At 68.9% G+C, this 24,969-nt stretch carries 26 protein-coding genes; 10 read left to right on the forward strand and 16 right to left on the reverse strand.

Annotated features, from left to right (window positions below; all coding sequences use genetic code 11):
- The first annotated feature begins 12 nt into the window (after positions 1-12).
- The 6 genes from ACFZDK_RS00665 to ACFZDK_RS00690 all read left to right on the forward strand — a co-directional run bounded on the left by ACFZDK_RS00665 (position 13) and on the right by ACFZDK_RS00690 (position 9,221).
- Complete coding sequence (locus tag ACFZDK_RS00665; protein WP_390968419.1) at positions 13-1,590, forward strand: protein kinase; 1,578 nt, start codon at positions 13-15, stop codon at positions 1,588-1,590.
- 304 nt (positions 1,591-1,894) lie between these two features.
- Positions 1,895-6,361: an FtsK/SpoIIIE domain-containing protein gene (locus ACFZDK_RS00670; RefSeq protein ID WP_390968421.1), complete on the forward strand. Its 4,467-nt coding sequence runs from the start codon at positions 1,895-1,897 to the stop codon at positions 6,359-6,361.
- Between the two features lie 183 nt (positions 6,362-6,544).
- On the forward strand, positions 6,545-6,847 hold the full coding sequence (locus tag ACFZDK_RS00675) for an SAV_915 family protein (protein ID WP_390968423.1): 303 nt from the start codon (positions 6,545-6,547) through the stop codon (positions 6,845-6,847).
- Positions 6,840-8,297, forward strand: coding sequence for a hypothetical protein (locus ACFZDK_RS00680; RefSeq protein ID WP_390968425.1), 1,458 nt, complete (start codon positions 6,840-6,842; stop codon positions 8,295-8,297). The genes ACFZDK_RS00675 and ACFZDK_RS00680 overlap by 8 nt, the downstream gene beginning before the upstream one ends.
- A 25-nt stretch (positions 8,298-8,322) precedes the next feature.
- Positions 8,323-8,922 (forward strand): DUF3592 domain-containing protein, encoded by a 600-nt coding sequence (locus tag ACFZDK_RS00685; protein ID WP_390968427.1) that lies wholly within the window; start codon positions 8,323-8,325, stop codon positions 8,920-8,922.
- Positions 8,919-9,221 (forward strand): hypothetical protein, encoded by a 303-nt coding sequence (locus tag ACFZDK_RS00690; protein WP_390968430.1) that lies wholly within the window; start codon positions 8,919-8,921, stop codon positions 9,219-9,221. The genes ACFZDK_RS00685 and ACFZDK_RS00690 overlap by 4 nt, the downstream gene beginning before the upstream one ends.
- An 86-nt stretch (positions 9,222-9,307) precedes the next feature.
- Here ACFZDK_RS00690 and ACFZDK_RS00695 read toward each other — a convergent pair whose 3' ends face one another.
- Positions 9,308-9,568 (reverse strand): WXG100 family type VII secretion target, encoded by a 261-nt coding sequence (locus tag ACFZDK_RS00695; RefSeq protein WP_352225532.1) that lies wholly within the window; start codon positions 9,566-9,568, stop codon positions 9,308-9,310.
- Between the two features lie 203 nt (positions 9,569-9,771).
- On the opposite strand from ACFZDK_RS00695, the gene ACFZDK_RS00700 reads away from it, so the two are divergent.
- On the forward strand, positions 9,772-10,032 hold the full coding sequence (locus ACFZDK_RS00700; protein WP_365692566.1) for a hypothetical protein: 261 nt from the start codon (positions 9,772-9,774) through the stop codon (positions 10,030-10,032).
- 40 nt (positions 10,033-10,072) lie between these two features.
- Positions 10,073-10,912, forward strand: coding sequence for a hypothetical protein (locus tag ACFZDK_RS00705; RefSeq protein ID WP_390968433.1), 840 nt, complete (start codon positions 10,073-10,075; stop codon positions 10,910-10,912).
- Between the two features lie 106 nt (positions 10,913-11,018).
- Here the strand turns inward: ACFZDK_RS00705 and ACFZDK_RS00710 are convergent, their stop codons facing one another.
- The 15 genes from ACFZDK_RS00710 to ACFZDK_RS00780 all read right to left on the reverse strand — a co-directional run bounded on the left by ACFZDK_RS00710 (position 11,019) and on the right by ACFZDK_RS00780 (position 23,406).
- Positions 11,019-12,455 carry a PE-PGRS family protein gene (locus ACFZDK_RS00710; protein ID WP_390970028.1) on the reverse strand — a complete coding sequence of 479 codons (1,437 nt, stop codon included), beginning with the start codon at positions 12,453-12,455 and terminating at the stop codon, positions 11,019-11,021.
- 277 nt (positions 12,456-12,732) lie between these two features.
- Entirely contained in the window at positions 12,733-13,413 is a 681-nt protein-coding gene (locus tag ACFZDK_RS00715; protein ID WP_390968435.1) for a hypothetical protein, read from the reverse strand.
- Positions 13,414-13,520: 107 nt separating this feature from the next.
- Entirely contained in the window at positions 13,521-14,336 is an 816-nt protein-coding gene (locus ACFZDK_RS00720; RefSeq protein WP_390968437.1) for a hypothetical protein, read from the reverse strand.
- The gene (locus ACFZDK_RS00725) at positions 14,317-14,643 is read right to left on the reverse strand and encodes a hypothetical protein (RefSeq protein WP_390968439.1); all 327 of its coding nucleotides are present in this window, start codon (positions 14,641-14,643) and stop codon (positions 14,317-14,319) included. Before ACFZDK_RS00725 ends, ACFZDK_RS00720 begins: the two co-directional genes overlap by 20 nt.
- Positions 14,644-14,683: 40 nt before the next feature.
- Positions 14,684-16,180, reverse strand: coding sequence for a C2 family cysteine protease (locus ACFZDK_RS00730; protein WP_390968441.1), 1,497 nt, complete (start codon positions 16,178-16,180; stop codon positions 14,684-14,686).
- Positions 16,180-16,557 carry a hypothetical protein gene (locus tag ACFZDK_RS00735; protein ID WP_390968443.1) on the reverse strand — a complete coding sequence of 126 codons (378 nt, stop codon included), beginning with the start codon at positions 16,555-16,557 and terminating at the stop codon, positions 16,180-16,182. The genes ACFZDK_RS00730 and ACFZDK_RS00735 overlap by 1 nt, the downstream gene beginning before the upstream one ends.
- A gap of 151 nt (positions 16,558-16,708) precedes the next feature.
- Positions 16,709-17,338: a hypothetical protein gene (locus ACFZDK_RS00740; RefSeq protein ID WP_390968445.1), complete on the reverse strand. Its 630-nt coding sequence runs from the start codon at positions 17,336-17,338 to the stop codon at positions 16,709-16,711.
- 36 nt (positions 17,339-17,374) lie between these two features.
- Positions 17,375-19,360 (reverse strand): hypothetical protein, encoded by a 1,986-nt coding sequence (locus tag ACFZDK_RS00745; RefSeq protein WP_390968447.1) that lies wholly within the window; start codon positions 19,358-19,360, stop codon positions 17,375-17,377.
- A gap of 53 nt (positions 19,361-19,413) precedes the next feature.
- Positions 19,414-19,746 carry a hypothetical protein gene (locus ACFZDK_RS00750; protein ID WP_390968449.1) on the reverse strand — a complete coding sequence of 111 codons (333 nt, stop codon included), beginning with the start codon at positions 19,744-19,746 and terminating at the stop codon, positions 19,414-19,416.
- A 19-nt stretch (positions 19,747-19,765) separates the two neighbouring features.
- A complete protein-coding gene (locus ACFZDK_RS00755) occupies positions 19,766-20,851 on the reverse strand; it encodes a hypothetical protein (protein ID WP_390968451.1) in 1,086 nt (361 codons plus the stop codon).
- A complete protein-coding gene (locus ACFZDK_RS00760; RefSeq protein ID WP_390968452.1) occupies positions 20,842-21,519 on the reverse strand; it encodes a hypothetical protein in 678 nt (225 codons plus the stop codon). Before ACFZDK_RS00760 ends, ACFZDK_RS00755 begins: the two co-directional genes overlap by 10 nt.
- Positions 21,520-21,993: 474 nt before the next feature.
- Entirely contained in the window at positions 21,994-22,317 is a 324-nt protein-coding gene (locus ACFZDK_RS00765) for a hypothetical protein (RefSeq protein ID WP_390968454.1), read from the reverse strand.
- Positions 22,314-22,661: a DUF6247 family protein gene (locus tag ACFZDK_RS00770; RefSeq protein WP_390968456.1), complete on the reverse strand. Its 348-nt coding sequence runs from the start codon at positions 22,659-22,661 to the stop codon at positions 22,314-22,316. The genes ACFZDK_RS00765 and ACFZDK_RS00770 overlap by 4 nt, the downstream gene beginning before the upstream one ends.
- A 29-nt stretch (positions 22,662-22,690) precedes the next feature.
- Entirely contained in the window at positions 22,691-23,068 is a 378-nt protein-coding gene (locus ACFZDK_RS00775) for a hypothetical protein (protein WP_390968457.1), read from the reverse strand.
- Positions 23,068-23,406: a hypothetical protein gene (locus tag ACFZDK_RS00780; protein WP_390968459.1), complete on the reverse strand. Its 339-nt coding sequence runs from the start codon at positions 23,404-23,406 to the stop codon at positions 23,068-23,070. Before ACFZDK_RS00780 ends, ACFZDK_RS00775 begins: the two co-directional genes overlap by 1 nt.
- 157 nt (positions 23,407-23,563) lie before the next feature.
- On the opposite strand from ACFZDK_RS00780, the gene ACFZDK_RS00785 reads away from it, so the two are divergent.
- Positions 23,564-23,860, forward strand: a complete 297-nt coding sequence (locus ACFZDK_RS00785; protein WP_390968461.1) for a GntR family transcriptional regulator — start codon at positions 23,564-23,566, stop codon at positions 23,858-23,860.
- 455 nt (positions 23,861-24,315) lie between these two features.
- Positions 24,316-24,966, forward strand: coding sequence for a hypothetical protein (locus tag ACFZDK_RS00790; RefSeq protein ID WP_390968462.1), 651 nt, complete (start codon positions 24,316-24,318; stop codon positions 24,964-24,966).
- Positions 24,967-24,969: the final 3 nt, after the last annotated feature.

Here is a 24,969-nt window from a genome sequence, read left to right on the forward strand (position 1 = left end):
GGGGGTGGGCACATGCAGCCGCTCGCGGGCGACGAACCCACGACCGTCGGGCCCTACCGGCTGCTCGGCCGGCTCGGCGCCGGCGGCATGGGCCGGGTCTATCTGGGCCGGTCGGCCGGCGGCCGGACCGTCGCCGTGAAGATCGTGCACCCGCACTTCGCGCTGGACGAGGAGTTCCGGGCCCGCTTCCGCCGCGAGGTGGCCGCCGCCCGGCGGGTCGGCGGCGCCTGGACGGCCCCCGTCCTGGACGCCGACCCGGACGCGCCCGTGCCGTGGGTCGCCACGGCCTACGCGGCCGGACCCTCGCTGGCCGCGGCGGTCGCCGACGGCGGCCCGCTGCCGGCGCACACCGTACGGGCGCTGGGCGCGGGCCTCGCGGAAGCGCTGGCCGCCGTGCACGAACTGGGCCTGGTGCACTGGGACGTGAAGCCCTCGAACGTCCTCCTGACCCTCGACGGCCCCCTCCTCATCGACTTCGGCATCGCCCGCGCCACGGACGGCACCGCATCGCTGACCTCCTCCGGGGTCTCCATCGGCTCCCCGGGCTACATGTCCCCCGAGCAGATCCTCGGCAAGGGCGCCACCGGTGCCGCCGACGTGTTCTCCCTCGGCGCGGTCCTGGCGTACGCGGCGAACGGCGAACCGCCCTTCCCCGGCGACTCCTCCGCCGCCCTGCTCTACAAGGTCGTCCACGAGGAGCCCGAACTCGGCGCGCTCAGCGGTGAACTGCGGTCGGTGGCCGAGGTGTGCCTCGCCAAGGAGCCGGGGGACCGGCCGGGCCCGGCGGAGGTGGCCCGGCGACTGGCTCCGGAGGGGGCCGCGCGGCTGGTGACCGGCGGCTGGCTGCCGGGGGCGCTGGTGGAACGGGTCAGCCGGAGCGCCGTACAGGTGCTGAACCTGGAGACGGCGGAGGTGGCGGTGCCCGCCTCCGGGCCCGTGGAGTTCAGCAGCCCCTCGGTGGGGACGGGTCCCTCGGCGGGGGCGGAGACGGTGGTGCCCGAGCCGCGGGACGTGCCGCCCGGCGGGGTCTCGGTGAGCGTCGCCGCGACCTCTGCGCCGGGGGCGGGCGGCCGGGGCCGCCGGGTGAGCTGCACGGTCGCGCTCGCGGTCGCCGGGGCGCTGGCCGCGGTGACCGTCGGACTGGGCTTCCTGGTGGGGCCGTGGAGCGGCGACGGCAGCGACAACAGCGCGAGCGCCGACAGTTCGGGCGCCAGCGCGGCCGCCCAGGGCGACGGGCGGATCCCGGCCGCCTACCTCGGCACCTGGGAGGGCACGGCCACCGCCCTCTCCGGCAACCTGCCCATCGGCACCTTCCGGGTCAGCGTCGCCCAGGCCGCCGTGGGCGACGAGTTGGGCCGGCTGCGCCAGACCGACCAGCTCGGCGGCGTCTGCACCGACGTCCTCACCCTGAAGGCGGTCACCTCCACGAAGCTCGTCGCCTCCTCCGCCGGCGTCGAAGGCAACCACGACGGCTGCGACCCCGGCCCCAACACCGTGTACCTGACCCCGAGCCACGGCGACCTGGTCTACACGTCGGACAGCTCGGCGGAGGGGAACCCGGTGGCGGTGATGTCGAAGGCGGGCGACTGAGGCACAGGGGCGCGGGCCCGGCGCCCGCTCCCGCTTCCTCGGTCACTACTGTGGCTGCGCCGGCGAACACGCGAAGTGAAGAGGACGGGGGAAGTCCGCGTGAGGGTGACGGGGGGAAGCCCGCCATGACGCACTGCGGCCCGACGTTCCAAGGGACTTGGACAGCCACCGCACGCGCTTCCGGCCCGATGCCGAGCTCGCCCGCGGCCTCCGGCCGGCCGAGCGCGCGGGCCGTCGCCGGCATTAGTCTCCGTTAGCTGAAGTAACGAACGTGGCCACAGGGGCCGACGGGAGGATGACCGCCATGCGGATGCTGGTCACGGTCGTGCGGGAAGGCGGTGAGCCGCACGACGTTGTGATCGCAACGGACGAGACGGCCACCGCCGGCGATGTCGCCGAGGCACTGGGGGAGGCGCTGCGGCCCCCCGGTCACGACATGAGGAACGTGGTGCAACTGCCGGGCACCGCACCGGCCCCGATACCCGGCTACGGCGCCGGCACCGGGGCGGCCTCGCTGTGGGCGGACGGCGTGCCCTGCGATCCGGCGGCACCGGCGGCCACCGTGCTGCGCGACGGCATGCGGGTCTCGGTCGACGACTCGATCGGCCCGCTGCTGCGCAAGGGCGAGCCCGTCGGCCAGTTCGAACTCCGGGTGGCGGGCGGTCCCACGGCCGGCCGGGTGGTCCGGCTCGGCGTCGGCGCGGCCACCGTGGGTTCGGCGCAGACCTGCACGTTCCCGCTGGCCGACCCCACGCTGCCGCCGCTCGCGCTGCGGGTGACCATCGATCTCCAGGGCACCACCACGATCACCGCCGAGGGCGGCGCCGAGATCCTCCTCGACGACGAGCCGGTGGACGCGGCCACGGCCACCCCCTGGCCGCTCGGCGCCGTCGTCCGCGCCGGCGACTCGCTGCTCGTACTGGACCGGGTGGCCGAACCCGACGCGCATCTGTCCCAGATGAGCGAGGGCGGGCTCGCCTACAACCGCCCGCCCCGGCTCTCCCCGCTGCGGCCCCGCCGCCGGCTGGTGGTGCCGGTGGCGCCCGGCAAGGGTGAGAAGGCCAAGTTCCAGTTCCTCATGGCGATCATGCCCATCTTCTTCGGTGTGGGCATGTACTACGTCACCAAGCAGGTCTACATGCTGGCGTTCTGCCTCATGAGCCCGCTGATGATGCTCGGCCAGTGGATCAGCGAGAACCGCGAGGGCAAGAAGAAGGACAAGACCTCGGCGAAGCAGTACAAGAAGGACCTCGCCGAGCACCGGGCCCAACTCGCCGTCCTCGGCAAGGAGGAGCAGCGCGCCCGCCGCGCGGACGCCCCCGACCCCGCCGAGATCCTGCTCTTCGCCACCGGTCCGCGCCGCCGCCTGTGGGAGCGCCGGCTGACCGACCCGGACGCGATGCTGCTGCGCATCGGCGTCGGCGGCCTGGAGTCCGACGTCGAACTCGCCCTGGCCCGCGGCGGGGTGTCGCACGACGACGAGGCCCCGCAGCCCCCCGTGCTGCCGGACGTCCCGGTGACGCTCCCCTTCACCCGGCTCGGCGTCGTCGGCATCGCCGGGGACCGCGCCCGCGCCCTGGCCACCGCCCGCTGGCTCGCCGTCCAGGCGGCCGTCCTGCACAGCCCCCGCGACCTGTCCATGGTGACCCTGGCCGCCACCCAGGCGGCCGGCGCCGAATGGCACTGGGCGCACTGGCTGCCGCACACCGACCCGGAACAGGGCCAGGACTGCGTGGCGCTGACCGGCTTCGACTCCGAGAGCATCACCCGCCGGGTCAACGAACTCCTCAACGAGCTGACCCGCCGCAAGGCCGCCCGCGAGCAGCAGAACGCCATGGGCCAGCTCTACCCGGACCCCAACATCCTGCTGATCCTCGACGGCGCCCGGCTGCTGCGCCGGGTGCCCGGCGTCCCCCAACTCCTCACCGAGGGACCGCAGTACGGCATCACCGCGCTCTGCGTCGACGAGGACGAGCGGCTGCTCCCCGAGGAGTGCAAGGCCGTCGTCGCCTGGTCCCCGGACGCCGCCCACCACGTCCGCGTCCGCGGCTACGGCATGGAGGGCGTCGGCGACATCCTGGCCGACCAGGTCACCTACGAGTGGTGCGAACTGCTCGCCCGCTCCCTCGCCCCCGTGCGGGACGTCAGCCGCGACGACGCGGGCGCCGCGCTCCCCTCCTCGGCCCGCCTGCTGAACCTGCTGGGCCTGCCCGACCCGACCGGCGCGGACGTGGAGCGCATCTGGCAGGCGGGCGGCGCCACGACCGCCGCCGCCATCGGCGTCGCCGCCGACGGCCCGTTCGTCCTGGACATCCGCAGGGACGGCCCGCACGCCCTGGTGGCCGGTACGACCGGTGCCGGTAAGTCCGAACTCCTCCAGACGATCATCGCCTCCCTGGCGATGGCGAACCGTCCGGACGCCCTCAACTACGTCCTCATCGACTACAAGGGCGGCAGCGCGTTCATGGACTGCGCCCGGCTGCCCCACACCGTCGGCATGGTCAGCGACCTCGACGCCCACCTCACCGAGCGGGCCCTGGCCTCCCTCGCCGCCGAACTGCACCGCCGCGAGCGGATCCTGTTCGAGGCCGCCGCCAAGGACATCGAGGACTACAACGACACCCGCAGGCTCCGCCCCGAACTGGAGCCGATGCCCCGACTCGTCCTCGTCATCGACGAGTTCGCATCCCTCGTCGCCGAACTGCCCGACTTCATCGCGGGGTTGGTCGACATCGCCCGCCGGGGCCGCTCCCTCGGCGTCCACCTGGTCCTCGCGACCCAGCGTCCGGCCGGTGTGGTGAGCGCGGACATCAGGGCCAACACCAACCTGCGGATCGCCCTGCGCGTCACCGACGCCTCCGAGTCCCAGGACGTCATCGACGCACCCGACTCGGGAGCCATCGCCAAGTCGACCCCCGGCCGGATGTACGTCCGTTCCGGTGCCCAGTCCCTGGTCGGCGTCCAGTCCGCCCGGATCGGTGGCCGCCGCCCGGCCACCGGCCGGACCGGCCCGAAGGCGACGCTCACCCCGCTGCCCTGGAACGCCTACAGCCGCCCCCTCCCCAAGCAGGCCCAGGCCGACGACGACGGCACGATGGTCACCGACCTGGCCGTCCTCGTCGACGCCGTCCGCGACGGCGCCGCCCGCATGGGCTTCGGCGAACAGCGCAGCCCCTGGCTGCCGCCGCTGGCCGAGCAGGTGACGCTGGCGGAGCTGGAGTCGTACGGCAGCGGGGTGCCGGCTGGTGCCGACGTGGCGCCGGTCCCGTACGGCCTGATCGACCAGCCGGCGCGGCAGAGCCGTACCCCGCTCGTCCTGGACCTGGTCCACGGCGAGCACACCCTGCTGCTCGGCGGCGCCCGCTCCGGCCGCTCGACGGCCCTGCGCACCCTGGCCGGTTCGCTGGCCCGCGCCACCTCCCCGCACGACGTGCACCTCTACGGCATCGACTGCGGCTCCAACGCCCTGCTCCCGCTGATGCGCCTGCCGCACGTGGGCGCAGTCGTGACCCGCGACGAACCGGACCGCGTACGACGTCTCATCGACCGTCTGCTCGCCGAGATCGCCCGCCGGCAGCGCCTGCTCGCCATGGAGGGCGCCTCCAGCGCGGCCGAACAGCGGGCCACGGCCGCCCCGGAGGACCGGCTGCCGTGGATGGTGCTCCTGCTCGACAGCTGGGAGGGCTTCGCCTCCACCTTCGAGAGCTACAACTACGGCTCGCTCCTCGAAGCGGTCCAGCGAATGTTCCGTGAAGGATCCGCGGTCGGTCTGAAGGTGGTCATGACGGCCGACCGCAGCGGCCTCAGCGGCCATGTCTCCTCGGCCTTCGCGGACCGGCTCGTGCTGCGCTTCGCCGACCCCAACGACTACTCCACGGCCGGACTCCAGCCGCGCGAGGTCCCGAAGAACATGCCGCCGGGCCGCGCGCTGCGGATCACCGACACGGGCGTGGAGGAGACCCAGATCGGCCTGCTCGCCGAGGAGCCGGCCGGCCAGGCCCAGGTGCGCGCCCTGCGCGAGATCGCCGAGGAGGCACGGGCACGGTACGCCCGTATCCCCGTCGGCCGGCGCCCGCTGCGGGTGGACGCGCTGCCCTCCCGTATCACCGCGTCCGAAGCGCTCTCCCTGGACGCCGACTTCACCCCGCCGTCCCGGCTGTGGGCGCTGGTCGGCGTCGGCGGCGACGAACTCCACCCCGTCGGCATCGACCTGGAGGAGAACGGCCCCGGCTTCGTCATCGCGGGCCCGCCCAAGTCCGGCCGCTCCACGGCGCTGCTGGCCGCGACGGAGTCGCTGCTCCGGGCCGGCACCCCGGTGGTCCTGGTCGCCCCGCGCCGCTCCCCGCTGCGCGACCTGGAGGGCCGCGACGGAGTCCTCGGCCTGCTCAACGCCGACCACCGCGAGGACGACCTCACGGAGTTGACGGACAAGGCGCCGAACGGCTCCTACGCCGTCGTCGTCGACGACGCCGAACTCCTCTACGACACCAGCCTCGACGAGGCCCTGGAGTCCGTGGTCCGCAAGGCCTCCGACGGCGGCATCGGCCTCGTCGTGGCCGGTACCACGGACAGCCTCTCCGGCCAGTACCGGGGCTTCGCCGTCGAGACCCGCAAGTCCCGCAACGGCCTGCTGCTCACCCCGCAGAGCCCCTCCGACGGCGAACTCTTCGGCGTCCGTCTCCCCGCCAACAGCGGCGGCGGCACGGCGGGCAGCGGACTGTTCGTCTCCGGCGGTTCGTTCATGCCGGTCCAGGCGGTCCTGAACGGCTGACACCGTGGCCCGCTCCCTCCGGGGAGCGGGCCGTCGCCGTCGTAAGCCGTGTGCTGCGCTTGTGCGAATTGCCCAAACCTTAGGAATCCTCATACCTGGGCCAGGGTTCGCCCTTCATAGGCTGACCGGATGAATGCGGCAGAGCCTTCCCCCATACCCCCGGATGTCCTGGTACTTCCCACCATGGCGGATGTGCCCAGGGACGCGCAGGGTACGCCGCTGCTCGAAGGCACCGTCGACGTGATGCTGCTGCGTGTGGAGGCGGAGCCGGGAAAGCCGGGAAAGCAGGGGGAGCCGGGCGGGGAGCGACGCGTTGCGATCGCGTTCTCCACCGTCGTCGGACTCGTCGAGGCGATGGGCGAGGAACAGCCCTGGGTGGCGATCCCGACCGCCGAACTCGAGACGGCACTGCGGGGCTCGGGCGCGCAGGCCGTCCTGCTGGACCCCCGGCTGCCCGACGGCGCGGGAGCCCCGGACCGTGACTGACCCGAACTTCTCGGGGATCAACCCGGACAACCTGATGGGGACCATCAACAGCCTGGTGTCGGGCAGCAAGACCCTGCACCAGGGAAAGGCCGCCTACGCCGCCCGGTTCCAGAAATTCGGCCTCGACACCGCCGCCCTGACCGAGATCGAGAAGATCGCCTCCTGGGTCGACGGCGAACTGCCCATGCTGCGCCGCCGCCAGGCGCTCGCCGCCGCGATGGAGTTCCACGGCGTGGGCCCCAAACCCACCATGGTCGAGCTGCGCGAACCGGTGTGGACCGTCCAGCAGGCCCGCGACCAGGGCGCGGACCTCGCCAAGGAGGCGGGCGCCCTCGCCGACATGGACCCCGCCGACGCCGGTCCCGAGTTCCACCGCATCGCCGCGGTACTGGCCCAGCACAAGGGCGACCCCGACTTCGACTCGTCCTTCTACGCGAAGATGGACCCGAACCTGGTCAAGAACCTCCCCATGGCCATCGCGACGTCCGGGGCGCCGACGGCCGAGGAGGACACCAAGGTCTTCGGCGCGGCGTTCACGGCCGCGGTGAACGCGGACCAGCCGGCGCCGGGCTTCGACAAGGTGCTCGACCTCTTCCACGGCGACATCCCCAAGGACGAGCCGGGTGCCGTCTTCAACCGGGCCCTGATGCAGGGGGACGACCCCGACCTGTGGGACACCGCCTGGAAACACCTCAAGAAGGCCGTCACGGACCTCGGCGACCCCAAGGCGACCTGGACCGTCCACGCCGGTCTGCTGGCGAGCGTCATCGGTTTCCAGTCGCACCTGTCCGAGCAACTCTGGGACGAGGCGGACAAGTTCTCCCAGGAGGCCAAGGCCGCCTACGAGAAGCGCGTCAACGCCATGACCCCCCAGGAACGGGCCCAGTTCCGCAAGGAGACCCGCGCCGCCGCGAAGGCCTCCAAGGCCGCCTCCCGCGAGGCCGAGCAGATCTACGGCAAGTACGGCCTGGGCTCGCTCTCCCGCTTCATGGAGACGACGGTCGGCGACTCGGGCCGCTGGCTCGTCGACAAGGCCCCCTTCATCCGCGGTTCGGCGAGCGACGCCGGATGGCTCGGCAAGGTGTTCAAGACGGGCGACCGGCTGCCCCTTGTCGGCACCCTGCTGACCATCGGCGGTATCGCCTACGACATCAAGGTGAACCACTCCGACACGGACGTGGCCGTCACCTCGAACGTCGCCTCCATGGGCGTCGGCATGGGCGCCACCTGGGCCACCGAGGCCCTCATCACCGCCGCCGCGGGCGGCCCGGTCGGGTGGGCCGTGGGAGCGGGAATCCTGGTGGGTGCCGGGCTTGGCTACGCTGCCTACTACGCCCTCAACACCGACACCGGGAAGAAGGCCGTCCACGCCGTCACCAACGCGGTCAAGGACGTCGGCAAGGGTCTGGGCAGCGCCGCCAAGACGGTCGGCGGCTGGCTCGGACTCTGATCACGGGAACCGGAAACCGGAAAACATGGCGAAGAAGAAGAGGACGCGGCGAGCGCCGGGCGACTGGACCCCGCCTCCGAAGGCCGCCGAGCAGAAGACACGGCTGGACCGGACCCGCAGGAAGTTCGCCGACGCCCGGCGTCCGGTGCCGCAGCGGCGGCTGATCGCCACACTGTCCGTCCTGTTCGTCGTGGCGCTCGGCGGTTTCCTCGTGTTCTTCCTCCCGTCCCACGAGCTCGTCGGCGATCTGCGTTCCCGGGGGGTCGCCACCTGGGCGGAGGTCACGTCCTCACCCCGGGACAAGTTCGGCAGCCCGGGGAACATCAGGCTCCGCTTCGACGTGGGCCGGCGCGAGGTCGACACCACGCTCAGCGACTGGGGCGGCAAACGCCCCGACGGGCTGACGACGGGAAGCACCGTGTCGGTGACCTACGACCCGCACGACCCCACCCGCGTACTGACGACGGCGTGGGTGAAGCACCCGCCGGCCATGACACTGCCGATGCTGGTCTTCCTGGTCCTGACCCCGTTCTTCCTGGCCGGGGCGGTCTTCCTCACCGTCCTGCGGCACAGACTGCTGGCCGCCCGCAAGCACGAGAACGAGCAGGAGGGGGAACTCCGTTGACCGATCCCGACCCGAAGGTCCCCAACCCGAGAAAGGCGGACCTGGTGCGGCTCCGCGGCGACCTCGCCAAGGAGGTGGACGGCTTCCGCGACGCGCTGAAGCGCCCGACCGCGGACATGGGGGGCGACAAGGTGTGGGTCGGCAGGAACGCCCGTGCCTGGCAACAGGAGTTGGACGGCCGTAACAGGCGACTGCGCGACCAGGTGGACAAGTTGCTGCCGGTGATCGACGCGGCCATCAGGAACGAGCCCGACCAGGTCTCCCAGGCCGACGCACGGATGTACCACCACGGGGCCTGAACACGCCGCCGGGGCGCCGCCCGAGGACCCGCAGGTCTCCGGCCGGCGCCCCGGTGAGCAGCGTCATCCGCGCGGATCGCCCGGAATCAGGTGGCGCGCTCGATGTTGTCCGCGCTCGTGTTGGCCGACTTGCTGGCCTCGTTCAGCGTGTCGACCCACTTCGAGAACGTCGGCTTGACGTCGTGCCAGTCGTGCCGGAAACGGTCGGCCTTCGGGCCCTTCCAGAAGCCCTCGCTGTTGCCCGTCCGCGCGTCCAGGTCCTTGATCAGGGCCTGCAGGTCGTGGGCCTTGTGAGCGAAGAGCTTGGAAAGCTCCCGGAGTTGCTGGAGATCTGCACCGCGATCCATGGCGATCCTCCCCGTGGTTAAGCGGCAACCGGACTGTCCGTTTGCAACAGTGGACGCTACCGCACCGTCCGTAGTTCCCGTCCACCGCTGCCGAAGATGGGATCTTCCGGTGAACAAGTCGTGTTCGTCGCGGTCGGGGGGCAGGACAGGACGTAACCGTGCATCGGTATGCTGAGGCGGTCGATACAGCGGGGGAGGCTGCTATGGCAAATCCTGACATTCAGGAACTCAACCAGCGTGCCAGTCAGTTGAGGTCCCTGGCGGACCACGTCGACTCCCTCCTCGCCGCCGCCAAGCAGCACAGCACCACCGGGATGAAGTCCTGGTCGGGCCCGAACGCCGACGATGTGCGCGGCAAGCTGAAGAGCTGGCAGACGACGTGCGGCACGGTGGCCCAGTCCTTGCGGGAAGAGGCCCAGCAGTGCACGAACGACGCCAAGGACCTGCAGAACCCCAAGAAGTGAGCCGGCGCCCGAGCCGCTTCACGAGAGGAACCCCGGACCAGTGCCTTCCTACGACAGCTCCCGCGCGCGCTTCCGCCTCGCCGACCGCCACATCGCGGTCTTCGCCCACCTCCTGGACGGCGAGACACCGCCGGAGGAACTCTGGGAGTCCCTCGTCGAACTCCAGCGGATCGGCCTGGTCGGCGAGGAGGGCGAACTGGCGCCCCTGCTGCGCGACCTGCTCGGCGCCCTCGCGGATCCCATGGTCATGGTCCAGGTGGAGATCACGGGCCAGCACGGCCCCGTCAACCACGGGGTGATCGTCGGCCAGGAAGCGGTCTTCTCGCACGACGGCTGGCCCGGCGAGGAGGAGTCCGAGTACGTCTCCATCGAGCCCAACACCCTCGTCTGGGAACTCTCCCGCAAGGTCAACCTGCACCGCGGCGACAAGCCCGAGCAGGACGCGCCCGAGGTCCGCCTGACCACGAAACTCGCGGCCCTCGACGCCGCGTTCACCGCCCTGGAGCAGCCCGGCCAGGACGACGACGCGACCCGCGACACCGTCCGCAAGGCCCTGACCGAGGCCGACCCCGACCTCAAGGACGGCCCGCTCGCCCAGTTCCTCGAACTGGTCGTCTCCCTCAACGCCACCTGGCGCATCACCACCGCCTGGGACGGCCGCCACGACGACCAGCCCTCCACCATGATCCGCGCCCTCGCCGTCTGGGACTGCGGCCCCCTCGGCTACTGGATCCGCGAACAGCCCGAAGAACCCATCATGCCCGGCCAGGTAAACCCCGACAGCCCCCTCGTCCTCGTCAACTCCCACTCCGCCGAGGTCTGGGAAAAGATCACAGACCTCCTCCCGGACCGCGAAGAACTGCTGATCGCGGGGGAGTGACGGCAGCCTCTGCCCCGGACCGGACATGAGGAACGTCAACCCCGACGACCGTTCGCGTGACACGGCAGGCCGTGGCGCCGACCGGTAAGTTGGGGAGGGGACCGGCTCAGAACCAGTTCATCGGGTTCGCCTTGGACTTGGCGATGCTCTTGCCCAGGTCGCCGACCTTGTCGCCGACCCACTTGGTGGCTTCGCCGGCGCCCTTCTTGATGTCGTCCCAGTGTTGGACGATCTTGGCGCCGCCGTAGATGATGCCGGTGCCCACCGCGAGGCCGATGGTGATCGGGTTGGGTGCGATCATCGCGGCGGTCAGGGAGGCGTTGAAACCGACCTCCGCCACGTCGGCGACGTACGCGGCGCCCTTCTTCTTGAAGGCGTCGACCGGGTTGCCCTGAGAGATGACGTTGGCCGCGCTGAAGCCGGTCGAGACCACGCCGCCCACGATGCCCGCGCCGCGGAGGAAGCCGGCGGTCTTGGCGGCGGTGCCCAGACCGAAGCGCAGGGCGCCGGCACCGCGCGCCGCACCCGTGGCCTCCGCCGCGGAGTTGGCGAACCGCTGGCTGTTGGCGGCCTTGCTGAAGACCTTGATCAGGCTCGCGTTGCCGGCCCGGGCGACCGGCTGCCCCGCGTGCGTGAAACCGCCGTACATCTTGGCGGCCTCGTCCGAGCCGACCAGGAAGTCGATGACCCCGTTGGCCCGGAGGCTCTGCATGAGGGGCGTGCTGCGCGCCCAGTTGTAGCTCTGCCCGATCAGGTCACCGCGCAGCCCACTGGTCAGGGGGATGCGGGAGAGGTTCTGGTAGGCGGTGCTACGACCGAAGAGCGAGCCCAGCTGACCCGGCAGCCAGCTGCCGGGGGCGCTGAGGGAGCGGATCTTCGGCGTCCACTTGATCAGGCCGTTGCCGGCCGACCGTATGAGGCCGTTGTCGGAACCGCGCAGCACCACACCGAGCCGCGTCTTCCACGTCCGCAGCGCACCGGCCTTGAGCGAGTTGCCCAGCAGCGTCTTGGTCAGCGAGGTGCCCTGGATCGTGACGACCGCCGTGGCCGCGGTCACGGAACCCCAGTCGCCGTAGAGACCGATCATGGTGGCGATCGTCTCCTCGTGCGGCTGGAGACCGGGTATCTGCGAGATCGCGTGCGCCTCGAGCCGCTCGATCCAGTCCGCCAGGGACTCGTCGGGCTGCCGCTTGAACTTGTACGCGTTCGGATCGTCGCTGGCGGCAACGGAGTTGGCGAGCAGCAGCACGTCCGGGCCCAGGCCCTCGCCCTTGTACTTCTCGAGGTCCTTCGCGGTGAACCCGGCCCACAACATGCCGGCCTGCGGATCCCCGCTCTCCAGCCGGGCGAAGGTGGCGCGCTTGCGCAGGTCCGGCGCGGTGTCCGTGGTCCAGGAGCGCAGCGGTCTGAGCGAGGTCAGCTTGCTGGACACACCCAGCCGGGAGGCCCTCGTGAACGCCTCGTCCAGCTTGTCCTGCACGCCGCCGCGACCGTCGAGCAGCTTGGCGAGCTGGTCGAGATCGTCCGGATTGACGCTTCTCATGCCCATGCTTCATTCCCCCCAGAGCACTTCGAACCAGAGCACCTCGAACGCCGGCCGTCGGATGGCGGCCGTGAATCGGCGCACCATGATACGGACGCGGTAAGAGCGGGGTGAGAATCAGGTGTGGCGAAGCGGTGCGTATGCGCACCTTCACCGATCACCGATCACCGATTACCGATCGCCTACGAGGGCGAACGCGAGGGCCAGTCGGCGGTCGACCCGGCCCGCCCGCACCGTCACCTTCTCGCTGCCCTCCGACCGTGACCGTGACAGGGGCTCAGGAGCGGGCGCGCAGCAGCGCGTACGCGAAGACCAGCCGCCGGTCCAGCCACGCGGCCCGGACCAGGAAGCGCCGGTCGGCATCGGACGTCAGCACCAGCTCGCCGTCGGCCTTCCACTCCAGCGCCCGGGACTTGGCGGGCTGGTCACCGCCCTCCGCCCCCAGGTCCGCGACGGCCTGCACGGCGCCCAGCAGGAACTTGCCCGCACCCTTCTGGACCATCTCGGTGACCCCGCCCTTGGCCCACTCGGCACTGCTCACGATCTCGGGACGACCGGGCTGCTCGATACGCCAGGTCGGCTTGAGGGCGTGCTTGAGCGGCGGGATACGGCGGACCGCGCCGACCACCTGACCCTGTCCGTCCAGGACCGGATAGCGGCGGGCGCCGTCCGCCTCCTCGGGGTCGCCGACCGAGCACAGCGGACGGCGGCCCTCCGCGTCCTCGTACAGCCGCAGGTCCTCCGCGGTGCCCTGCGGGGGGAGGAACGCGCACGGAGCATTGACCTTCTGCGCGCCTCCACCGTGCGGAACCCGCACCGCCCTGACGCCGAGCACGGCCCGCTTCCGCTGGAGCGTGACGGGGCGTTCCTCATCGGTGAGGGCGAACTCCCAGGCATCGGCCCAGGGCACGACGGGAACGGGCGGCTCGTCGACGTTCTTGCTCCTGCCGAACACCATCTGTCTCCACGGTCGCCGGTTCGAGGGGGGGCGGGGCACCGGTCGTACCACCACACCGGGCAACTCTAGCCGCGGCCCCGCCGAGCGCCGGTTCGGCCGCCGTCCCGTTACGCGCTCGTGCGCGTCATCCGTACGACGCCGTCCGCGAGCTCCGACACCTTGAACAGGACGCCCGCGAACTCGACCGTGTCACCGACCCGGACGTCCTTGTACACGGCCACCGGGATCCCGGCGCAGTTCGCGCCGACCCCGGCGGTGCCGGTCCTGGTGTCGACGTAGGAGACGGTGATCGACAGTCCGGTGGGGAAGGTCTTCACACCACCGTTGCGGAGCAGGGAGAGCGTGCTCCCGTGGGCCGGGAACCCCTTTGCGGCCGCGGCCAGCACGGACGGGTTGGTGGAGAAGCACAGGCCGTCGTCCGCCGCGCCGCCCTTGGACTGGAGGGACGTGGGGGCCGCGGCCAGGGCGGCCTTGTCCTTCGCGTCCTGCGGCTCCAGCACGACCCGGTAGGAGCAGATCTGGCTGACTGTGTAGGCGTGCCCGGCGAGGGTGACCGTCTGCCCGGGCTTGACCACTTGCTGCTTCTGGCCGTCGGCGTAGCTCGCGCCCTCGCGCAGGGTCGCGGTGCGGGTCGTACCGTCGGCGGTGGCGGAGTCGTACTGCACGCCACCGTCTCCGCCGCCGGGGAGCCGGAACCCGCCGCCGCGCAGTACGTGCAGCCCGTCGGCTGCGGCCTTGCCGACGCACACCGGGCCCTTGTCCTTCGCCGCTGCCTGTGTGGTCGCGGGCGCGGCGGTCGTCGGGCCGTCACCGCCGGTTCCGTCGGACGACGATCCGCAGCCGGACAAGGCCAGGGCCAGCAGGGCGGCCGTGACCGTGCCCGCGATGCCGTACGTACTCGACTTACTGGCCGGCCTGAGCACCGGTCGCCTCCTTGTTGCCGTCGGTCACGCGCTCCAGCGTGATGTGGGTGCGGTACTCGACCTCCGTGACGCGCCAGGCGTCGCCGGTGATCTCCACGATGTCGCCGGGGGCCAGGTCGTCGTACTCGGCGAGGGGGCTGCCTTCGCGGCCGATCCGGATCCGGCCGTGTACCGACGGTTCGCGGAAGACGGCCGCCACGACCTGGTGGGCACGGCCCTCGTACCGGACGTCGTACGGGATGTGGTGGCGCAGCACCCAGCGGCCGTCGATCTCGAAGGGGTACTTCACGTGCGGGCGCTCGGACACATCACTCACCTGTGGGATCTGCGGGGGAATCGGTCGGACATCAGGGCGCATCGAAGGCCTCGGCTCCCCCGAAGTACTTGTCGAACTGATCCTGCGACACCGTGATCGGCGGATAGCCGGACACGCCCCACGGGTTGCCGAGGACGACCTTGCCGTCGGCGGTGAAGCCGCGCACGTAGTACGCGTGGTCGGTGCAGTAGGTGTTGCCCCACTCCTTGGGATGGTCCTTGTCCAGGTTCTCGTCGTCCGGAGTGGAGACGGTGACGACCTTGCCGGAGTCGAAGGCCTTCTTCAGGTCTGCCAGGTTGTTGTCAGAGTGCTTGCCGATGCCCAGGAAGCCACCGGTGGTGAGGTCGTCGCCTTCCTTGCCCGTCAGATACGGCGCGGACTTCTTGGGGTCGTCGCCCTCGATACCGCCGTAGCCGCGCTTGTCGTCGCCGTCCTCCGAGTAGACCATCGCGAAGGCCTTCTCGTAGTAGGCCGGCCAGGACTCGCCGTTGCCGTACGTGGTGATGGGGGAGCCGTTGCTGTCGGTCGGCAGGTCGGCGGTCATGGTGACCCACTGGTAGGTGCCGTTCTTGTCCCAGACGCGGACGCTGACCGTGCCGTTGGGGTTCTGCTTGATGCCTTCCTCGATGAACTTCGGGTCCTTCTGGGCCAGGCCGGCGAGCGAGGCGACGTACCAGCAGTCCCCGAACTGGCGCTGGTTGACGTCGTCCGCCGAGACGCCGTCGACGATCAGCGGGTCGGTCGGCGTCTCCCAGTGGATGCCGCTGTTGGTCTGGCCGTTCTGGCTGTTCCCGCCGTTCTGCCAGGCGGCGGTGTTGGTGACGTCCGGCTGCATGCCGGGGAACGCCGTCTGGAACTTGCCGAAGTTCTCCGGGCTGATCTTGGACAGCATCCGGCTGAGCGTGTCCCGGCGCTTGTCCTCCGGCAGGCCGTTCTCGTCGAACGGGTTCCAGAACGAGTCGTCGGTGTTGCCGAGCAACTGGCTGTAGAAGGCGAGGTCCTTGGGGGAGGCCTTCGACACGAGGGCGTCCATCTCGGCGGCCGTCAGCCCGTCGAGCTCACCGGAGACCTTCTCCAGGTCGTCGCGGTTGCCGTCGGTCCCGAAGTCCTTGCCCTGCAGCTCCTGCAGATGACGCAGCGCGTCGTCGACCTTCTTCGCGTCGGGTGGGTTCTCGTCGAGGAAGAGGTCGCTGTCGTTGACGGGGTACCCCCGCGCGGCCAGCTCCTGCACTCCCTCGATCTGCTTGATACGACGCTTCATCGACGCCTGCATGTCGCCGAGCTCGGCGCCGAGGGAACCCGGCAGCCGCCGCCGTCCGCCGAAGACGGCCGGCATCGGGATCACGTCCCCGACGAGATCCTGGAGGTCGGGATCGCGGGACGCGTTCTGCCCGGGCGGCAAGTTCTGCTGGGCGCTGGTCAGGACGGAGGCGAGCTGGGTGTGCAGCCGCCCGGACTGTCCGGCGAGCGTGTCCAGATCGTTGGCGAGCCCGGTCAGCTTGTCGGCGTCGAACCCTCTGAACGCCATCAGTTGCCGCCGCCCGCGCCGCCCGCGCCGCCCGTCCCGGCCTTCGCCTTGTCCTTCTCCTTGGCCTGCCGGTCCAGCTCGTCGGCCTGCGCCTCCCAGCGCGTGGCATCGGCGAGCAGTGCACCCGCCATGCCGCTCAGGCTGCCCTGCCGCTTCTGCAGGGTCGCCGTGCACTCGTCGGCGAACGGGCCCTGCCAGATCGCGTTCGCGTCGTCGCCGGTACGGAAGGCGGCGGCGCGCGGACTCGCCTTCTTCACGGCATCATCGAGATACGGCCCGAGCCGCCGCGCTATGGACCGAGCCTCCCGCGCACACCCACGCAGCGTCTCGGCCCGCTTCTTCAGTTCTACGGCGTCGCCGCCGCCCGTGGCCGCCATGTGCGGTCCCTCCCCCGTTGCCTGCCTGTTGTTCCGTCGCAAGGTGATTCACGACAGCGCTGCAGAAGCATACGAGCAGCGCACGGACCCCGCGATTGCCGCCGGGAATCTCCTTGACCGCCACAACGCCGTCACATGGCGCGCCCTGTTCTCAGACCGGCAACCGGGACGGGAGATCGCATTTCGCGTCCTTGTGGGCTTGACGTGCGAAGGAGGTGGCCAGGTCGATGAGCGTTTTGCGTGCTTCTTTGTCCGATGCTTCGAGCGGTTTCAGGGCGTGGGCGAAGACGGTCATGTTGTACTGGGCGTTGCTTGTTTTCTCGTGGGCGTAGCAAGGGACCCAGATCGCGGCGACTTCGGCGTTGGATACGCCTTTGACTCCGGCGTCGAAGTAGGTGATCTTACCTCCCGAGTTGGGAGGGATTTCCGTATCGGCCCATTCTTTCCAGGGTCTGGCCGAGCTCACGGTGGCCTGAAGGTAAAAGAGGGCTTTGTTGTCTTCAGTTTTGACTGCGCATACGCTTCTGAACTCCCAGCTCTGAGTGGGTCTCCATGTCTCCGTGAAGTTGTACTCGGAAGCATCGGGCAGTATCGAATTGAAGATCTTAGCCGTCCCCTGCCGGTTGGGGACATGCTGGCAGACATCGTCGGCTTGGATGTTTCCGCGTTTCTCGAAGGCCCCAAGGAGGTAGGCCACGAGCACGGCACCGCCAGCAAGGGCGATCACCGCGCCGTAGATGTACGGGTTTCGCAGAAGTCTGCGTCGAGTCGGCTCCGTCAAGGTCGATCCTTCAGTCGCAGGAGAGTGTGCGGGCGGCTACTTATTGGCGTCGCTGTTGTCGATCAGGGCATCGGCGTCACTGAAGCCCAGACCCGCCTTGTCGCCGGACCTGGACGCGGCCGCATCATCGCCAGTGGCGGCTTTGACGGATTGCTCCGTCGTCAGAGCTGCCGAGTTCTGAAGCTGATCCATGCGGCGTACGTTGTGGTAGACCTGCTCCTTTTCTTGAGATCCGTCCCCGTCGAAGCCATCGAGAATGCCATTGAAGATCTCGCCCGCAGCTGTGCCAGCCAAGCCTCCCGCATACACTCCTGCCGTACCTGTGAACGGTGCCGTGGCGACGGACACGGTGCTTCCGACCAAAGAACCACCCCATAGGCTTGCCTTGTCCTTCCATGCACCGTCTCGTGCATTGGCGTCGGCGTTGTCCTTGTCGGCTTGGAACTTCTGGCCATTGGCGATGACGCCCTGGAACAGTCCGGTCTGATAGGCGAGCTTGTCGATGGTGGCATCGGTCGACTGTGGATAGGCGTTGGGGTGTTTCTCCTGTGCCTCCATCAGCGCGGCAGCGTATACGTGCTGAGAAACGTTGAGCCGGTCGTACCCTTCCTTGTTACGGGACACTGCGTAGAGGAACCGCGTCGCGTCGTACGTTCGGATCTGGGCGGTAGCCCCGGAAGTCGGGTAGAGCTTGTCCTTGTACATAGGATCCGAGTCCAGGCTCCGTTGTAGATCCGGCATGTACTCGGCCGAGATGTTCGCGAAGCTGTCCGAGAGGAAGGAGTGGTCGAGGAGGCGGTCCTGGTCTTTGGACACCGACTCCACGAGGGCACTGAACAAACCGGCTTGTTCTTTTGAGTGTTTGATGTCCTCGGCCGTGGCCTGTTCGCCCGGGCGGTGGCCGGTGGTGGCTGCCTCAAGGGCGAGGCCCATTGAATTGAGGCCCGTCACGCTCTCCTTGCCCGGCTCGCTGTCGTCCGGCCACTTGCGGTCTTCGAATAGGTACTTGAAGTTCGTTTCCGGCTTGCCGTCGTCGCCCTTCTGCTGCGCGGTGAAGAACTCGGTCGCGGCGGCGGGACTGTTGGCGAGTGCTTTCATGTAGCCGGTGAGCGGGTCGTTGCCCTCGTCGTTGCCGACGTGGTTGACCGTGCTCGTGGTGCCCCAGCCGGATGCGTAGGGCTGGCCGGCGCCGTCCAGGATCCGCTTGTCCTCCTTGACGAGCGCTGTTCCGTAGTTCACGAGGAACTTGTCGTCGTAGTCGCCGTATCGCATGAGGTTGCTCATGACGATGAAGCCCTCGGGACCGCCGGAGTCGCCGGCCGGGGCGGGGCCGGGGTCGCGGATCGGCTTGTCGCCGATCGCGACCATGTCCTTCTTCCACTTCTGCATCGCCGGAGAGTCGGAGTTGGTGGCCGCCGCCACGGTGAGACTCAGGTTCTTCTGCATCTCGTCGAGGTCGCCGGCGCGTGCGAAGTCCGAGGTCTCGCCGTATCCGGCAGGCCTGTCGAGGTTGCTCATCTCATCCCAGAGCTGCAGTGTCTTCCGCGCTCCGAGAGCCCCTACGACCTTCTCCGCGAAGGGGTACTCGTCGTAGTTCTGAGCGAAGAGCTCGTTCAACTCGTCGAACTCCTCGGGGCTCAGATCCTCGGGGTCCTTCTTCGCCAGTTCCGTGGCGCGCTTGGCGGCTTTGGCCGCCGCGGCGTTGGCGGCACGGCTGACCTTCCCCTCGTCGATCTGGACCATGCCCTTGAATCCGGGGTACGGATCGTCGTCCATGTTCATCGCCAGGTGGTAACGCCGCTTGAGCATGGGCAACTCGTCCTGCGCCCAAGACGCCACGCGCAGCACATCGGCCAGTTCCTGGGTGCCGATGCCGTAGTAGGCGAGCTGCGCCTTGTAGTAGGAGGCCCGGTCCTGCAGAGTCTCCTGATCGCGTCTTACGGAGTCGATCGTGCCCTTGAGCTTGTCCGGGTCGATCCCCGAGAAGACTCCGCTGCCGCTTCCCCCGTCGTCCGGGCGCATATCCAGTTCCTCCGTCTTTCCTCGTGTCGCTTTTGCCGCTTCTGGACGGACGGTCAGTACATGCGCCTGTTCCGGTTCATCGAAGTGGCTTCCTCCTGCGTGACCTTCTCCGGCATGCTGTCGATCTCGCGCTGGATGTCGTCCAGAACCGTGGCGATCCGAGTGCGTACCACCTTGCGGTGGCCGGCCGTGTCGTTGTGCCATTTGTCGGCGTTCTTGCCGACCCAGGACTTCGAGGAGTCCCGGCCGCCCTTGCCGACGTCCGTCACCGCCCTCTTGAAGGCGTCGACGAAGTCGCCACGCTCCTTCTCCAGTTGCGTCTTCAGCTTCTGCAACCGTTCCCGTTCCGGGTTGTCCACCTTTGGCTTGTCGCCGTCGGTTCCCATGCTCCTACCCATCGGTGTGTCAGTGGTTGACGGCCTGGATCTCCTGGACCGTGATGTCCTGAGTGGTGCCGAAGGTGCCGTTGGGGAAGCGGCCGTCGGCGCCGCCGGTGCCGGTCCAGGTGATTTCCCAGGTGATGGTGGCCCGGAGCTTGAAGGTGCCATTGCCCGAGGAGCGGAGGTATTTGAGGCCGCACGGCGGAGTCTCGTCGGCCTTGCCCTGGGCGTAGGGCTCGCCGATGGAATGGTCGGCGTTGATGACGCACTCGCCGGAGGCGGGGAAGGTCTCGGCGTCCGTCGTGCCGGGTTCGAGCTTGAGGGAGAGAGGCTTCGCGGTGGTCGTGGACCGGATGCTGAAGCCGGGGACGTTGATGGCCGCCGTGGCCTGGACCTCGTTGAAGACGGCCTTGTCGAGCCAGGCCCATGTCGGCAGGTTCACCTTGGTGGTGGTCTCGGGCGCGAGGGTCACCTTGGTGTCGGGCAGTTGCATGTGCTGGTAGGCGAGGGCGGCGAGGATCTTCGGGCTGATGGCCTCTTCGTACCGGGCCGGTGGGGTCTCGCCGTTGTCGACCCAGAAGGGGAGGTCGTTGCAGGAGCTCCGTTTGAGTACGTCGGGTTCGTCGGGATTCTCGACAGCGGCCCAGAACATCCCCTCGCCGTCCTTCTCGACGTTGTAGTCCTTGTAACCGGGGGTGTCGGTCCAGCCGTACCCGTCCTCGTAGTGGCGCTGCATCTCGCCGATCGCCGCGCCTGCGGTGCCGCCCATGCCGGGCGTGTTCTTGGCGCTCTCGATCTGCTCGGACATCTTCTTCTTGAAGTCCTTGGCGCCGAGGTAGGGGGCGTACCAGCAGGGTGGGGGTGTCCAGTTGACGTCGGAGGACGTCACGTTGCCGGCGCTGCCGTCCTTGGTTACGGAGCCGGAGTACTGGATCTTGGCGGCGGCGTAGATGCCGGTGTCATCAGGCCCGCCGGACTGCTCTGTGTCGGCGCCTCTGTCCTTGCCCGTCGGCCCTGCCGCGTAGGCCGGTTCCGTGAGGAAGAGGATGCCGAGAGCCAGAGTCAGGGCCCCGGTGCCGACCAGTATGCGTCGCGATACGCTCACTGGCACTTCGCCGCCTTGGTCTGGACGTACACCTTGGATGCCTGCCACAGGTCATCGGCTGTGGGGAGCTTCACCATGACGATCTTGAAGTAGTCGAAGTCCGCAAGACTGGGCTTGGTCTTCAGGACCTTCCCCGTCTTGATCTCCTTGCCATAGAACTTGCTCGAGTCCACACAGAACGCGACCTCCACGGCCTGACTGTTCGTGGTGGACCGAGTGCTGAGGTCGTAGTGGCGCTCCGTGCCGGTCGCCGTCCAGCCGCCCTTGATCCAGTCGTTGATCTGCACCTGCGCGTAGTGGAGCCCGTCACCGGTGGCATACGCGGCCAGGGCCGCGTCCTTGGTCGAGCGCTTGTCGATGCCCCGGTAGATGGCACGGAGGAAGTTCGCGGCATCCGCTGTAGCCGCCGCCTCGTTCTTGTCCTTCGGCTTGTCCCAGTCGAAGACCATGGTCAGGTCCATGTCCTTGGGCAGCGAGACGTCCACGCCATCTGGCTTGTCCTCCGCCGGCGCTCCCGAAGCGGATGCCGAAGCCGTCGGTGTCTTCGTGCCCTGGTCGGCACCGGCGATCTTGTCCTTGTCGCTGGCCTTGTCGTCACCGCTTCCGCAGGCGGTCAACAGCAGTGCTGCCGTGGCCGCCAGCGCGGCAGCGACGGGCAAAGTACGGCGCTTCACAGTGAACTCCCCGTGAGAAAAAAGACCATTCAAGAGGTCCGACGGTATCGGGGAGGTTCTCGGTTTCGCCAGAGCGAACTTCGCTGTGAATGGTGATAATCCTGGGCGCATGGGGTGGTTGGCGGCGTGACCTGTGTCCTGATCGTGCCTGCACGGATGACGGCCTCAGATGCGTAGGTGAGCTGTGTCCGGGCTGTTGTGAGGCCTGAGTTCCGTTTCGCTATGGAGATGCCTTGCGTCTCGGGCGGGCGTACGGCGGGTAGGGCGATACTCACGGTCACCGCCCGCCACACTTGTCCATCTCACCCTCCTTCCTTGACGTATCCCGCTTACAGCGCGGAAGCGACCCGCGCGCAAGTGAGTACCGCGCGCGGGTCGCAGAAACGTGTGGAACAGGCGGGCCACTGGCGAGCGGCCCGCTCGAAGCCGATCGCTCGGTGAGGCTCTGCCGCTCCCGGCGTGGTCAGCTTCGGTTCACTGCCAGAAGACCTCCACCACGGTGATCTGTGGGTCCTCGGCTCGCGGGATGAAGGTGTAGATCAACCAGCCTCGGTGGTTGTCGAAGTAGAGAATCCGAGGCCCTTTGGGATCGCTGGACCGGACGGGTTCGACGTGCATGGATTCCGCAAGGCCAGCATCGGCGGCGATCCCCCGGAAGTAGGGATCTCTGGCGGTGACCAGTTCGGCGCGGGCTTCGGCGACCTTCTTCTGTACGTGCTCGGGCAGCGCCTCAAGGCGTACGAGAGCGTCGAGCCGCCAGTCCATCTGCCAGGGCGGCCCCATGAACGCGTCTGTCACTGGCCGGGCTCCAGCTCCCGTGCGCCGTAACGGATTTTCGATGCCTCTTCGAGGAGTGCCTTGGCCACGGAGTAGTCGGTGGCGTCCTCCGCTCGGCGGTAGAGGTCGGTCACGTGGGCGTCCAGCTCCGGATCACGTGCGATCGCGTACTCGACCCACCAGCGAGCCAGGAACGCGGGCAGGGGGCCGATGTCGTAGGTGTCGGCGATGGCCCTCTTCCAGTGCGCGTCGAAGTCGGGAAGCAGCTGAGGGGTATGCCGTGCGATCGCCTCGCGCAGGGCCTTCGGGGTGCGTTCCGGCATGGGCGGGACGATCGGTGTCGGTTCGGCGGCGTGGGCGGTCATGGCCGGTGAACTCCTTCGATGCGTCGTGGTTACGACCATAGTCCGCTCCTTGCGTTGCGCGCGGCCTGCCCGAGGGTGCCGTCGTTCTCCTCGCCTCGGTGCGCTCCGACCAGGCGCATGCCCCGGGACTCGGCAACACGCAGCGCGTCGGTGAGGCACTCTGCGAGCCGGATGCCGGCGTAGCGGACCTCGGTGTACTGCGACATCGGGTCGTCCAGCACCTGGCGGGCATGGCCGAGAACGTCGGTGCCTGTGGCGAGCTGGGCGACCTCCAGGTCGTCGGCGAGGCGGGAGAGGTAGCCGCCGCCGTTGTCCGTGACCAGGTAGCAGGGCTTGCCCTCGGGCGTCGGCCAGGGCAAGAGGCGGGGCGCGGGTGCGTCGTTCGTGCCGTTGGTCTCGTGCTCCATCAGGCAGCCGCCTCCGGCGCGCCGATCACGCGCTGGTCGAGGTCGATTCCGAAGTCGGCGGCGAGTACGAGGGCGAGGCGGCGGCGCTGCTGGAGAGCGGTCTCGCGCTCGTGGGCGGTGAGGTAGGGGCGGATCAGGGCGGAGTCGGTGCCGTCGAGGAGGGTGCCCAGGCCGTACGGCGACCGGTGGCCGGGGAGCTGCGGGGGCTCGATGGTGAGGGGGCAGCGTACGAGGGTGAGGTGGACGTGAGGGAAGGGAGGCCGGCGGCGCCGTTTCCCGGTGCCGGGGGAGAAGAGGAGGCGCAGCCAGTGGAGGGCGCGGGGGATAAGGTCGTGCACGTCGACGCTCCTTGTAAGCGTTGGCCATGCCCCGGGAGGTCTAGCCACCTCGCCGGGGTCTGTCGTCTTTGACGCTACACAGATCTATAGCCCTCTGCATACAAGTACAGAGGGATCCACTCGATTGTGCAGGTCGCTATCGCTCTACGTTGGACGTATGAGCGATACGGAAGAGCCGATGACCCCGCTGGACCCGATGAGCGCCAGACCGCTCTACGTGCAGCTGGCCGACGTCATCGCCGAGAAGATCGCGTCTGGAGACTTGGCGCCGGACAGGCCCATCCCCTCCGAGAACCACCTTGCTGACGAGTACGGCGTGGCACGTCTCACCGCACGGCGTGCCGCACAGGAACTGCGCGAGCGCGGCCTGATCGTCACTGTGCGCGGCAAGGGATCCTTCGTCGTCGAACAGCCAACTGTTGATGCACCGGAAGAGAGTGAATCGAACACCTGAAGATGCCGCGTGTTGTCTCGCGCGGCCTCTTCGGCTGTCCTTGAGCCGCGTCTGCCGCTGCGCCCCGGCAGTCGACTAGCTGAATCTCGGTACGCGAGTGACGCTCGGCGGTGCCCTCGACCGAGCGGTCGGCATCAACTGCACGGGCGTTCAGATGGCCGCGTCTGTTGTCGCGGCACCGGGGCGTTCAGGGGCATGTCGGGACCTCGGACACCGTCCGCGGACCTGAACGTACGACCTGGGCAAGGGCGACAAGGGCTACGAGGTCAACAGCAAGGGCTTCGGGCTCGGTTGGGCTGGGCGGAAAGCTGGTCCAGGTCCTCACGGCTCGTCGTGCTCAAGTGCAGGTGGGTGATTCGTGCAAGCACGCAGAAGCTTCGCTACCGGATTGCGTGGGGGCGTTATGGTCAACCTGCTGTGGCCGTGCCCCTACCACTACCACCAGAGGAACACTCATGACCGACTCCTCGTACAGCGACGACGCCCAGGTGGCGTCCTCCTCTGCTCGGTCGGCGCCGGGTGCCGGGCAGCAACGCGGTCGAAGGCGGCTGATCGTGGGAGGCGTAGTGATCGTCGCTGCCCTGCTCGTCGGTGGGGGGACATGGCTGGCGACGAGGGGAGGTGGCGATGAGTCTGGGCAGAAGGCTCCGGTGGTGCCGACCGCCTTTGCGGGGTACAAGGAGGCGAAGCCCAGCGATACTGAATGGACCGAAATCGGCTCGGACTCGATTAATACTGACATCGCCAAGGGGCGGGTCAATCTGACCTATCGGGCGTCCGGTGGGAAGGCGCTGATAATCCGTGCCCAATACTGGCCGAATGCCACGCTCAAACCGGCGGGACCGGGCGAGGAACTCCGTTCGGTTTATAATTCGACGATCGATTCGCGACAGATCAAGACGTATCCGGCCGGCGCTGTGGGCGGGAAAATTCTTTGTGCGGACGTCACCATTGGCGCGGTCAAATTCACCACGTGCGGCTGGCACAACGACACGACCGATGTCACCTTGGCGCTCAAGCTCAACCACTATGAGATCGTATCCGCCCAAACGCCCTCCTATCTCCGGACCTTCATCAACTCCCTACAAATCAAGCCCTCCAAGTGAGAG

The organism is Streptomyces sp. NPDC007901 (genome assembly GCF_042959465.1).
In the GTDB taxonomy this organism is placed as follows: domain Bacteria; phylum Actinomycetota; class Actinomycetes; order Streptomycetales; family Streptomycetaceae; genus Streptomyces.